Source organism: Floridaenema evergladense BLCC-F167 (assembly GCF_041929205.2).
GTDB classification, from domain to species: domain Bacteria; phylum Cyanobacteriota; class Cyanobacteriia; order Cyanobacteriales; family Aerosakkonemataceae; genus Floridanema; species Floridanema evergladense.
Map to the genome: position 1 here is coordinate 5,424,856 of NZ_CM171625.1, position 12,786 is coordinate 5,437,641.

Genomic DNA, 12,786 nt, shown 5'->3' on the forward strand with positions numbered 1-12,786 from the left:
CATGAATAAACAAAAACGAATAACTTTTCTTTTAAAGAGTTTAGAAGGAGGAGGCATTGAGAGAGTAGTACTAAACTTGCTCAATCATCTTTCTCAGCGAGACGATATTTGCTTAGATTTAGTGGTTGCTTCTCTTACAGGAGAATACTTAAATCAATTTCCGCCTCAAGTTAGAGTCATCGATTTACAAATCAGAATTGAAAACCGTAGCAAAAGTTATTTGAAATTGATTCCAGCTATAGCCAAATATTTACAAAAAGAAAAGCCAGATTACTTATTTTCTCATCTGCCTATTGCTAATGTAATTACTGTTATGTCAAAAGTTATCGCCAGAGTTCCTGTATCTATATTTTTAGTCGAGCATACTTTATTATTTAATAGTTTGCTCCAAAGAGAAAAGCGATCGCTAAACGATCGCCCTAAAAGATTAGATATCCTGCCTATTTTACTACCGATGATAATGCAGTGGTTTTATCCCCAAGCCAATGGAATTATTGCTGTATCAAAAGGTCTTGCTAGAGAACTAGAAATGAGTCTCAAGCTGAAACCGAACTCTGTTCAAGTAATTTACAATCCAGTAATTGATGATAACTTATTGTTCAAGTCTCGCTTGCCCATAGAACATCCTTGGTTTCAACCGAATCAACCTCCTGTCCTACTGGCAATTGGGCGACTAACAGCACAAAAAGATTATCAATCTCTCCTATATGCCTTTGCTCGGTTTCGTGAACAATTTCCAGCTAAATTATTGATTTTAGGTGAAGGAGAATTGCGTTCTGAATTAGAAGCTTTAGTCTCCAAATTAAGCTTAGAAAACGATGTTTTTTTACCAGGATTTGTCAGCAATCCCTACGCTTATATGAGTCAGGCAACTGCGTTAGTTCTCTCTTCCGTTTGGGAGGCTTTGCCAACAGTTTTGATTGAAGCGATGGCTTGCGGTTGTCAAGTAATTTCCACAGATTGTCCCTACGGTCCAGATGAAATTTTAGAGCAAGGGAAATACGGATGGCTAGTACCAGTACAGGATGTCACAGCACTAGCTACTGCTATGCACCAAGCTTTGAATTCTCCCATAAATCCAGACAAATTGAAACTGCGCTCGCAAAGTTTCACCGTTGAACAAGCAGTCTCAAATTATTTAACAATTATAGACTTGAAAAAAGCATAGATTCATCAACTATCAACTTGCAAGTAACCAAATATAGTTGTGATATTAAAAATTGGTGCAAATTTATGCAAAAAAACTTCCGCTTGTTTGGGAGGTAGCAGCATAATTAGCGCAATTTTTAACAAAACTTTCCAAACAACTCTAGCTCGAAGGAAAGATAAATCGTTTTTGATAGCTAACCGAAAATATCGCATAGATGCTATGCCTCTCTCTTTGTTTGGCAGTGCTTCCAAAGACTTATAAATAAGTATTTTGTACAGATTAGCTAAACTTTGATGCTTCAAATACTGTAACGAACTAGGAGATTGATTAAATGTTTTGTTAATTACTTGCAAACACGCTGTTTCCATTCTAGAAACGTTGGTAGACATCGAAGTGGCAGATATTCGATATAAAATTTGCACAGATGACACAGCTACAAAATTATAGCAAGCTGCCAATCGTAAATACATATCCCAATCCTCAGCCGAGTTAAGAGATTCATCAAAACCACCAACTTTATCGAAAGCTTCTTTCCGAATTAAAGGATTAGAACCATTTTCTAAGAAATTAGTCAACAATAGTTTCTTATAAACATTTCCACTTGCACTAATGTAATAACCTCGACGCAAAAATTGACCTGATTCATCGATGCAATCAGTCCAGCTATAGGCGACAGCAGCTTGGCTATTGTTTTGTAAGGCTTGCAGTTGCGCCTCAAGTTTATCTGGTGTCCATAAGTCATCAGCATCAAGAAAGGAAATATACTGACTAGAAGCATGGTAAATACCGCGATTACGACTCGCAGCTAAACCAGCATTTGGATAAGAAAATACTTTTAGCCGAGAATCTAATATCCTACTTAAAATTTCTCTCGTTGCATCTTGAGAACCATCATTAATGATTATCAATTCAAAGTTTGTAAAAGTTTGGTTCAAAACAGATTCTATGGTTTTTTGAATCGTTTTTTCGGCATTATAAGTGGGAATAATTACTGAGATAATTGGCATATAAGTAAGCTCTTTTATAAGCAAGCTAATTTTTTACTTGTAAGTCAATTATTTTTCTATGATATATCAGTAAGGCAGCTATATCATATAATCTTTTATATTTTTTTACCATAAATTCAGCTATTTTAGGGGGTAATAAAAGTATAGTAATAATTTTAAATAAAACTTTCAAAATAACTTTTGTCTGCAATATTGAGGGATCGTATTTCACAGATTTCCAAAGAAATTTAGCGGCTATTAAACAATCATCTTTTTTTGCAGCCAAGTTAAGCGATCGAAACAGTAAATACTTATAAATATTTCCTTTGCTTAATGGCTTAAGTCTTGTCAAATAACTAGGATTGCGATCGCAAGCTCTTTCAATTACTTCCATACTCTCTGCTTCCATTCGCAAAAGGTTAGTAGACATAGAAGTGGAAGAGATTCGATATAAAACTTGCGGCTTAGATATCGCAATAAAACTATAGCCAGATGCTAATCGTAGCCACATATCCCAATCTTCGCACGACTTGCGAGATTCATCAAAATAACCAACTTTTTTTAAAGCTTCTGTACGAATTAAAACATTTGAGCCACTATCTATAAAATTAGTTAATAAAAGATTGGCACGAACATCACCACTAAAACTTAAATAACTACCTTTACCCAAAAATTTACCTGTTTCATTAATACAATCAGTCCAACTGTAAGCTACCGCTGCTTCGGAATTTTCTTCAAGTGCCTTTAATTGTAATTCCAATTTATCTGGTGTCCACAAATCATCCGCATCGATAAAAGAAATATATTGCCCTTTTGCTAAATAAATTCCTCGATTACGACTAGCTGCTAAACCTGCATTGGGATAAGAAAATACTTTTAACCTTTCATCTTTAATACTGTAAATAATCTCTAAAGTTCTATCTATGGAACCGTCATTAATAATAATTAATTCAAAATTAGTGAAAGTTTGTTTTAAAACTGAATCAATAGTTTCTTTAATGGTTTTTTCCCCATTGTAAACTGGGATAACTACAGAAATTATTACCATATATTTATGCTCCCTGACGGATGAAAACATACAAAGTACTAATATCTGCTAACTTATTCAGTTTATTGAGGAATAACTCAGCCTGCTTTGATGGCAGAATTGTGATTGCTGCAATTCTCAACGCTACTTTCCATATAATTCGCCTCCGCAGTAATTCTGAGTCATATTTTACAGCATTCCAAAACAATCTAGCTGCTTGCAAACCTCTCTTTCTATGAGGTGGCATATTCAGCAACTTAAAGGTAAAATCCTTGTAAAAATTGCCAATACTATACTGCTTAAACTCAGGAGGTAAAGGTTGAGGAGATTCCTGAAAAGCGCGTTCTCTTACTAATAAACTGGTTGCTTCCAGTCGGCGAATATTAGTAGACATAGAGCCAGATGAAATGCGATATAAAATTTGCGATTTTGGTATAGCTACAAAATGATAACGGGCTGCTAATCGCAAATATAAATCATAATCTTGACTAGCAGCAAGGGACTCATCAAAACCACCAATTTCTATAAAAGCTTGCTTGCGAATTAATCCATTAGAACCACTGGATACAAAAGGAATTAAAAAAAGTTTGGCATAAATATTTCCATTTTCAGTAATACGAGTACCTTCTCGCAAAAAATTACCTGATTCATCAATAGAATCTAACCAACTATAAGCTACTGCGGCTTGGGGATTTTCTTGTAATGCTTTTAATTGTGCTTCTAGTTTATCTGTTGTCCATATATCATCAGCATCTAAAAAACTAATAAATTCTCCAAATGAATGCGAAACTCCGCGATTACGACTTACAGCTACTCCTGCATTAAGATAGGAAAAAACCTTAATACGCGGGTCTTTTATACTGGTCACAATTTCTAAAGTTGCATCTGTAGAACCATCGTTAATTACGATTAATTCAAAATCGGAAAAAGTTTGCTGTAAAACAGATTCAATAGTTTCACGAATCGTTTTTTCGCTGTTGTACGCTGGAATAATTACAGAAATAAGTGGCATACTTACTGATTACCTCCTAAGTTCTCCCTGTTTAACTATGCGATCGGCTAACATTAAACTACTAAAACTAGTACGATCGCACTCACCAGTAGGGAAATCCGAATTCCTATTGGGGGCAAACCCCGAAACCAAAGTACCAAACGATCGCGCAAAATCTATTCTGGAGTAACTATACCCAACCTAATTGAACTTATGACCATGCTCGAACAAGGTACCATTACTATTCATAGCGAAAATATTTTCCCCATCATCAAGAAATCTCTGTACTCAGGTCATGAAGTTTTCTTACGGGAACTAATTTCCAACGCTGTAGATGCTATCCAGAAACTTAAAATGGTTTCCCGTGCTGGGGAATTTTCCGGCGAAGTTGCTGAACCGGAGATTTTAATTGCCATTGACAAAGACAACAAAACTCTTTCGGTTACAGATAATGGCATTGGCATGACCGCTGACGAGGTTAAGAAATATATTAACCAAGTTGCCTTTTCCAGCGCCGAAGAATTTATCCAGAAATATCAGGCTAATGGGGAATCAATTATCGGTCACTTTGGTTTAGGATTTTACTCCTCTTTTATGGTTGCCCAAAAAGTGGAGATTGATACCCTCTCCTACCAAAAGGATGCCCAAGCAGTTCACTGGACTTGTGACGGTTCACCAAACTTTACATTAGAAGATTCACCCCGCACCCAACAGGGTACTACTGTTACCCTAACTTTGCAAGAAGAAGAACTGGAATATCTCGAACCTGCCAGAATTCGCCAATTAATAAAAACCTATTGCGACTTCATGCCAGTACCAATCAAGCTGGATGGAGAAGTATTAAACAAGCAAAAGGCAATTTGGCGGCAATCTCCCAGAGATTTAAAGACAGAAGATTACCTAGAATTTTACCGCTATCTCTATCCTTACCAAGAAGACCCTTTGCTGTGGGTACATCTAAATACTGATTATCCTTTCCAAATCAACGGCATTCTTTTCTTCCCGAAAATGCGACCTGATGTTGATGTTACAAAAGGTCAAATTAAACTATTTTGTAGCCAAGTCTTCGTCAGCGACCACTGCGAAGAAATTATGCCGAGATTTTTGTTACCAATGCGAGGGGTAATTGACTCGCCAGATATTCCTTTGAACGTTTCTCGGAGTGCCCTGCAAGTCGATCGCACCGTCCGCAAAATCGCTGACTTCGTAGCCAAAAAAGTTGGCGATCGCCTAAACGAACTCTACAAAGAAAATCGCTCCGAATACATCACCTGTTGGCAAGATATTGCCACCTTCGTCAAATACGGAGTGATGAACGACGACAAATTTAAAAAGCAAGTCGAAGACATAATCATCTATCGCACCACCTACCAAGGAGAACCAGAAACCAAACCTGCTGACACACCTACAGTAGAAGTACAAGGACAAGAAGGCGACCCTTGGCAAGAAGTAACTACAAAACCTGCTCAAAAAGACCAACAAGGTAGAACTTACACCACCATAAAAGAATACTTGGAACGCAACAAAGACCGTCATGAAAACCGAGTATTCTACTGTAGCGACGAAGCAACCCAAGCAACTTATGTCGAACTGCATAAAAACCAAGGGTTGGAAGTCCTATTTATGACGGACACCTTCATTGACTCTCACTTTATCTCTTTTCTGGAGAGAGAGTTGAATAATGTACAATTCTCTCGCGTTGATGCTGACTTAGATAAAACCCTGATTGATGAAAACAAAGCAGCGGAAATCGTAGACAGCACAACCAACAAAACTCGCAGCGAACTAATTAAAGAAATCTTCGAGAAAGCACTCAACAAACCCGAAATTACGATCCGCACTGAAGCGCTAAAATCAGACGATCCCCAAGGAACGCCACCAGCAATGGTACTCTTACCAGAATTCTTCCGCCGACTGCGGGAAATGAACGCTTTAATGCAGCAACAAATAGCGCAGTTCCCCAAAGAACACACCTTAGTAGTAAATACCTCTCACCCACTGATCCAAAATCTCGTTAGTTTGAGCCAAAGTAGTATTATCCAAGGTGAAGGTCAATCTCCCAATGCTGAGTTAGCGAACATGATTTGTCATCACGTTTATGATTTAGCACTGATTTCCCAAAAAGCCTTTGACGCAGAAGCAATGAAAACCTTCGTCGAAAGATCAAACCAAGTCCTAACTCGCCTAACCAGCAAATAGAGGCACGTAGTTGCGCTTTAGCGCTCTTAATTCTTTTGGATTGAGAGCGCTGAAGCGCAATTACATATCCTACAACTTAAGTAGTATGTCAGAATAGGAGATTGCAGCCAAAAAACAGAACTCTGGAGAATTGTATGTCGAAAGTTTGTCAACTGACTGGCAAAAAAGCCAATAATGCTTATGCCGTCTCCCACTCTCACCGTCGTAACAAAAAGTTGCAAGAAGTGAATTTGCAGTCAAAGCGGATTTGGTGGGAAGAAGGTAAACGTTGGGTAAGACTTCGTATTTCTACTAAAGCGATTAAAACTTTAGAGAAAAAAGGTTTAGCAGCAATGGCAAAGGAAGCGGGAATCAATCTAAATAAGTTTTAATAGGCTTTTGGGAAAATCCCCTGAAGGGTTTCCCTTGGTTACTCTTGTTCCACTTGCCATTTGCTACAATCCCCCCAATCCCTAAATCTAGGGAATTTACGGGGGAATTGTCGTTTATGGAAACTTTGCAGAAAGTTTCCAGTTTTGAGTTTCCAGTTACCGCTTCTATCCCTAGAACTCTATTTTCTGGCGCAGAGGTGATAGGTTTCTTGCGGGTGGTGGGTAATATAGGTCTAGTTCCTATTGTAAAACTTGTTTAAAGTTTTCATAAGGACGAAAGAAAAATCCTGACCAGGATTGTAGTTATTTACGGGAAATCCCTGATATTGTTTTTAGCTGATTCGTCATCTGATGGTAGGTGCAAATGAAACAAGTCTTTTCTCTGCTCCCACTACTTTACGATCGCGATCGCACAGCCTCCCGTAGGCAAATCACAACAACGAATACTCAAGCGAAGATAAACTTTATTTTTCCACAGGAAAGGCTTCCATCCTAGCCAGTACTATTCTCCAGATACTCCCTCTTGCTCCGTTAAAATACATACAAGTTAAAACTAGGGTTTATTTGGTACTAAAACGTATTTTCTCGGTTGTTGTAGAGGTGTTCGATTGTTATTACAGAGTAGAGCTTTAAACTTTATAAAGTTTTTATGAATTTCTCGCAATCTTTCTTAAATATTAATTTTCGACTTGGGAAATTATTTATTCATTTTCCCAATCTATGCAGAAGTCAGATTCTCTTAAGCCAGGAAAGCAGCCATGTTAAAACGCAGACAAATTAGAACTATTAAAAGGGCATTCCGCAAGTTATTTAAACGAACTTGGAATTCGGTAATAACTGTTAGTAAGAGTGTAGTTGATTGGTTTTTACGCACTGTTCTACTGATCGGTGTTAGCAAAGGGCGACAAGCTCATGCGAAAGCAGGTTTTGTGTTGCCAACAGTTGCTTTACTGCTGGTAGTTGTGGCTTTAGTAATTGGGTCTATTTTGTTTCGCACCGGAAGCCGCACCAATCAGGTAATTAACGAACGTAACCAACAGGTAATTTATAATGCTGCTACTCCGGCAATTGATAGAGCAAAAGCAAAACTGGAGTATTTATTTAAAAAGGACGATCGCTTACCTAACACCACACCTTCAGAAGCTCAGTTATTAAGCGCAATTCTTAATGACGGACAAAATGGGATTTCACAACTGCCTGATGCTGACAACCCTTATAAATTTGTTGATGAAACCCAAGTTCAGCTTGCAGGTCAAAACGCTCCAGCTTGGAAATACAACACTGACGTAGATGGAAATGGAACAAACGAGACAGTTGTTTACAGCATTCTCTTAAAAACAAAAGATCCTTTAGATGCTTCTAACCCAAGCGTAAAGCGAGAAGATAGCGGTCCAAATGCTACAAAAAACAAAGCCGATAAGTTAGTTGTTCGGAATGGCCCAATTACCGTTCAAAAGGCAGCAGATCCAGATTGCGATCGGCTTAACTTAGCACCAGAATCAGGCTGGGATTTGGTCGGAACTGGCTCTTTGCGTAAAACTTTTCAGGTTGATGCAGTAGTAGTTTCTAATAACAACGGCAATCGTACAGTTAGCACTCTAGAATTTCAACAAGATAGAGAATTAGCCAGAGCCAACAAATGGGGCGCATGGTTCCGCTACGATTTGCACATCTATCCAACTCCTCCATTTAGATGGAATGGAGCGATGCACACTGAAGGAAGCTTATATTTAGGCCCCACAAATGCCGATAGTATTCAAAGCTACTTAATCAGCGCACGTACATCTTGCTTGTATAATCCTGCAAGTAACTCGGAAATCACCCTTGGCAGAATAGAAGCCAACAACACCATTTCATTTGCAGGACAAGTTGTTAATGGTGCGTTAGGTATCAGTGGTAGAAATCAAGAAGCCACAGTTCACATTCATGGCGACCCACAAGACTCAACTAGCAGTACCACCAAGATAAGCGGAGGCACAGATTCGGTGAGCAGTGGTTCGTTGAAAGATTATGCTCTCAATCCTGTAATTCTGTTTACAGAAGATAAGTCGAAAGCTGTCGGGGGAAGTGGTACTGGTATTGAGTACAGTGTAGATAGATGGAGAACTGAGGAGACACTAACAAACACAAGGCTCAGGGCAAATAGCGAAGACCCACCATACGTTGATGATACTTATCGAGCAGACGATCGCTTAGGCCCAAAACCAAAATTTAACCTAGAAGGAAGAGATAACGATTTTGAGCTTAACGACAGCAATCGTAAAAATGGCACTCCCATCTCCAGTGCAGGTCTTAACAGTGACCAACTCGACCAGATGACCAGAAATGACCCTAAACCCAATGATGACGAACGGAAAACAATAGGTTTAGATGGCTATTGGGAACGCCGAGCCAGATTGGAAGGTTTGCGAATTCTGGTTGGGCAAAGGTTAGAATTAGGTAATACCAATGGCTGGGGAACTACTGACTTTAATGGAGATGATACCCAGCTTAACAGGGGCAGTGATGCCAATGAATTCGATCCTCTTTACCCCATATATAAATCACAGCTGCCAAATCCTCCAAGTAATCCTACAGGTATTCCTCACTTACAACAACAGCGCCGCAGTCTAAGAGACAATTTAGCAGCAGTACAAGCAACGGCAGTTTATCACTACATCTATATGCCAGGTGATAATAAAGGTTACTTCCCTGTAGCTTGTCTGGCTACTACCGCTCATCCAGGTACTCAAACTACCATCGACAATAGTAAAAACTTTAGTTTGGCTGCTAGAACTGGTAATCCTAATTCTTACTACTATCAATATGATCCCAATGGGTTAATCAGCGACTTCTTCACAGGTCGAGGAACCAACGGTTGGGAATTTAACATTGCTCCGAGAAGCGAGTTTCAAAACAGTGGTAGTGAGATCCGAAAAGCCTTAAAAAATCTCGGTAATTTTGCTGGAGATTACGTAAGCAACACTAAGTCTGGTGCCTTTCCTCCCACACAGGAAGGAGGGCGCGTTCACCCCGATCCCTATTTGGCTATGTGGGGCAACTTCTCCAACTTACGTCGCGCTATTCAAGACCCAGCAAACAATCCCCTAGATGGGCAAATGAGCCTTGCAGACCAGTCATATATGCACACTGCTGGTTGTGCGTTGGGTATGTTGGCATACAACGTTAATTATTTTGAAAAGTACGATAAGGATAAGTATGCTGCTAATAGAACAGAGCTAGAAACTTTAAATACAGCATTGCAAGCAGATTTGGGAAGTGGTGCAGACAAAGGTTTAGCTGATGGTACAACACCTGATATGTACATTAGCAAACTCACACTCTCAGCGAACGATAAAAAATTAGTTCTACTTATTAATCAAAGAGAACAAATAGCTAGAGATCGCAAATTTGGCTTTGCTGCTTCACCTGGATCAAAGCTGCGTGGTTTTCCTACCTCTACTCCTTTACCCGCACAACCTAACAAATACCAATACGTAGTCCAGTATATTGGGGATGTCCCCGTCGGCTCTCCGGCAGAAACCTTTGAGTTTGGTGGCAAAATATATACCAAATTGGGAGACGACGTTACTAACTTTAAAACTTTTAATTCAGGCTGTGATTTTTCATCAGCAACCGGAAACAACTTTTTTGGTTATGGAACTCCTCTAACTAAAGACGATGAAAAGAGGTTCATTCGTTTAGCAACTGCTTTCTGCTCAACGCAACCTAAATTTCCTTCTCTGTATTACGTTTTCCCAACTGATACCCACGATCGCACAAGTGGAGCAGGAATTACTCAACCAAACACTGAACCATACATCGATCGCACAACTGGCGCAAATGACATTCCTATTAACGGAAACTTTGAACAAGTTAACATCGCAAGTCTCGCCGATCAGTTTAGACCCAAAAATACGGGAGAATGGATTTTGCCTACAGGTGGTTCGCCTAATGTTACTCTCAATCCTGACACTTTTAAAATCACAAGACCAGAAACCGGGGATCTGTACGTTCCCTTTTTAGACAAAGGTGTTTTTGATGGTCGGGAAATGTTGTCTACAAGATTTCTGGATATTGACTTAAACCGACTCAGACAGAACACCGTCCCCCCCGAAAACGCCGATAACTGGTTTCCCAGAACTGGGATTATCTATGCGTTCCGGGAAGATGCTGTGCGGGAAGATGCGATCGCCAGACCAAATGGTGGCGATTACACAGACCCTAACAGTCCAATCAAAAGTGATGCGAGAAGCACCGAAAATCCTACAGATCCACAAGTAAAAAATAATGGCATATCACCCAAACCTGTAGACTTTTATCCAGATCCCGATCGTCGCACTTATGGCTTCCGCCTGAGAAATGGTGAAGACTTAAGACGAGAGCAAAGTAATCCTCGTGGTATCACGTTTATTTCTGATAATCCAGTTGCCATTCTAGGGAACTTTAACCTTCACAGCCAAGAAGAATTTACTCAAACTCTGAATGACGACTTCAGTAACTTTTACACTCGAGACAACTTAAACTCCAACTTTGCTACAACAGGAGGCGACACTTGGCGAACAGCCGAAATTCTCACTGATGCCTTATACACTTTGTCCAATAACTTTGTTGATGGCACCATAGAAGACGGTTTAAGAAACAATGGCAATATGTCTTACCGAGGTTTGGGTAGTAATCCTAGAACCTCTCCTCCCGTTAGTCCTATATATTGGATTCGGGAAGATGGTTCCGCTAGCGAAGTGTCATCTGCAAGTTCGATTAAAATTTTTCGGGATGGCAACCCTCGCCATTGTCAAAATCAAGCACCTCCAATTAACTACTGCCGTCCTGAAAACCAAACACTTCCTGTAATAGTAGATGCAGATCTAAGCGCGGACACCAGAAGAGATAACCTCAACGCAGCAACCAGAACTGAAATTAACACTGTTATAGTCGGGGGTACAGTACCAGCTAGAGAAAATCAAGGTAACGGTGGTTTGAACAACTTCCCTCGATTCTTGGAAAACTGGAATGGTAGAGATTTAAAAATTCGCGGTTCATTCATCCAATTGAACTTCAGTACTTACAGCACAGCATCTTACGACCAAGATGCCTTTGAGCCAGATCTAAATCCCGATGCTGCGGAAAGAGCTTTCCACTCCCGCCCACCCAACCGTCTCTGGGGTTATGATGTAGCACTTCAGTATGCTCCCGCAGGCCCATTGTCCAGACGTTTCATCACCGCAGAAACACCTCGAAGCGAGTTTTATGAAGAACCAAAGGCAAACGACCCCTATATCTGTAACTTACGCAAGGCTATAGCTGGAGATACTAGCCAAGGACTGGAAAGCCAAGCACAAGTTAACCAAGAATGCCCATAAAGAGGTAATCTCAAATGTTAGCAAGGAAAACCTATCACTTTAAAACCCAAAAACTCGCCTTAGTGAAAGCCTTGCTCTTTAAGAGCAAAGGCTCTCAACAAGGATTATCAATGCTGGAATGTTTAGTGGCAATTGTAGTTGTCACAGCAGTCATTTCAGCTATCACTCCCCCAATCATGCTCTCAGTTGCGACGCGAGTCCAAAGCCGTAGAGCAGAACAAGCCAGACAGTTAGCCCAAGGTAAAATTGACGAAGTACGGCGCTTAGTTGAAACAGGTAATTACACCAGGGATGACTTGAATAGAATAGCGCCAGCTTACGTAGGTGGAACAGGCCAAATCTGTAATGCGAGTGTACCCTTCGATCGATCCAGACAAGCTGTTGATATCGATAGAGGTGCAGATAGTAATTTAAGTAACCAGAACCAACCTGATTTTTGGGTGCAAGCATTCCGCAATGATGGAATTCAAGACCCAAACACCAACAGACCAGTTGCTTTCGATTTAGGAGTAAGAGTCTATAGATACTATGAAGGACAAACTCCAAATCAAATAAAACGCGCTTCGATCGGCTTTACATCAGCAGAAGGTAGTCAGCGCAGTAAACCATTAATAACCTTGTACAGCCGAGTAGTTCTCAGCGATACTCAAAACTCCCGAAACAATTACAACGACATCATTAGAGCAAATCAAAATCCATTATGCCCTCAATAATTAGTAT

The 12,786-nt window shown here is 39.9% G+C and carries 8 protein-coding genes; 5 read left to right on the forward strand and 3 right to left on the reverse strand.

Annotation, left to right across the window (positions count from 1 at the left end):
* Nucleotide 1: 1 nt before the first annotated feature.
* Nucleotides 2–1,168 carry a glycosyltransferase gene (locus ACE1CA_RS26175; RefSeq protein ID WP_413279968.1) on the forward strand — a complete coding sequence of 389 codons (1,167 nt, stop codon included), beginning with the start codon at nt 2–4 and terminating at the stop codon, nt 1,166–1,168.
* A gap of 5 nt (nt 1,169–1,173) precedes the next feature.
* Here ACE1CA_RS26175 and ACE1CA_RS26180 read toward each other — a convergent pair whose 3' ends face one another.
* The 3 genes from ACE1CA_RS26180 to ACE1CA_RS26190 are packed head-to-tail and all read right to left on the reverse strand — an operon-like array spanning nt 1,174 to nt 4,175.
* Entirely contained in the window at nt 1,174–2,157 is a 984-nt protein-coding gene (locus tag ACE1CA_RS26180) for a glycosyltransferase (RefSeq protein ID WP_413279969.1), read from the reverse strand.
* A 25-nt stretch (nt 2,158–2,182) separates the two neighbouring features.
* Complete coding sequence (locus tag ACE1CA_RS26185) at nt 2,183–3,184, reverse strand: glycosyltransferase (protein WP_413279970.1); 1,002 nt, start codon at nt 3,182–3,184, stop codon at nt 2,183–2,185.
* 4 nt (nt 3,185–3,188) lie between these two features.
* Nucleotides 3,189–4,175 carry a glycosyltransferase gene (locus tag ACE1CA_RS26190; protein WP_413279971.1) on the reverse strand — a complete coding sequence of 329 codons (987 nt, stop codon included), beginning with the start codon at nt 4,173–4,175 and terminating at the stop codon, nt 3,189–3,191.
* Between the two features lie 198 nt (nt 4,176–4,373).
* Between ACE1CA_RS26190 and htpG the strand changes: the two genes are divergently transcribed.
* The 4 genes from htpG (at nt 4,374) to ACE1CA_RS26210 (ending at nt 12,779) form a co-directional block, all read left to right on the forward strand.
* Nucleotides 4,374–6,353, forward strand: a complete 1,980-nt coding sequence (htpG, locus tag ACE1CA_RS26195) for a molecular chaperone HtpG (RefSeq protein ID WP_459563677.1) — start codon at nt 4,374–4,376, stop codon at nt 6,351–6,353.
* Between the two features lie 134 nt (nt 6,354–6,487).
* Complete coding sequence (rpmB, locus tag ACE1CA_RS26200; RefSeq protein WP_413264900.1) at nt 6,488–6,724, forward strand: 50S ribosomal protein L28; 237 nt, start codon at nt 6,488–6,490, stop codon at nt 6,722–6,724.
* Between the two features lie 758 nt (nt 6,725–7,482).
* The gene (gene hpsA, locus ACE1CA_RS26205; protein WP_413279973.1) at nt 7,483–12,066 is read left to right on the forward strand and encodes a hormogonium polysaccharide biosynthesis protein HpsA; all 4,584 of its coding nucleotides are present in this window, start codon (nt 7,483–7,485) and stop codon (nt 12,064–12,066) included.
* Between the two features lie 14 nt (nt 12,067–12,080).
* The gene (locus tag ACE1CA_RS26210) at nt 12,081–12,779 is read left to right on the forward strand and encodes a hypothetical protein (protein ID WP_413279974.1); all 699 of its coding nucleotides are present in this window, start codon (nt 12,081–12,083) and stop codon (nt 12,777–12,779) included.
* Nucleotides 12,780–12,786 lie beyond the last annotated feature (7 nt).

Coding starts and splice junctions, on each gene's coding strand:
- htpG (WP_459563677.1), top strand. CDS start 4,374: ATGCTCGAACAAGGTACCATTACTATTCATAGCGAAAATATTTTCCCC.
- rpmB (WP_413264900.1), top strand. CDS start 6,488: ATGTCGAAAGTTTGTCAACTGACTGGCAAAAAAGCCAATAATGCTTAT.
- ACE1CA_RS26185 (WP_413279970.1), bottom strand. CDS start 3,184: ATGGTAATAATTTCTGTAGTTATCCCAGTTTACAATGGGGAAAAAACC.
- hpsA (WP_413279973.1), top strand. CDS start 7,483: ATGTTAAAACGCAGACAAATTAGAACTATTAAAAGGGCATTCCGCAAG.
- ACE1CA_RS26210 (WP_413279974.1), top strand. CDS start 12,081: ATGTTAGCAAGGAAAACCTATCACTTTAAAACCCAAAAACTCGCCTTA.
- ACE1CA_RS26175 (WP_413279968.1), top strand. CDS start 2: ATGAATAAACAAAAACGAATAACTTTTCTTTTAAAGAGTTTAGAAGGA.
- ACE1CA_RS26180 (WP_413279969.1), bottom strand. CDS start 2,157: ATGCCAATTATCTCAGTAATTATTCCCACTTATAATGCCGAAAAAACG.
- ACE1CA_RS26190 (WP_413279971.1), bottom strand. CDS start 4,175: ATGCCACTTATTTCTGTAATTATTCCAGCGTACAACAGCGAAAAAACG.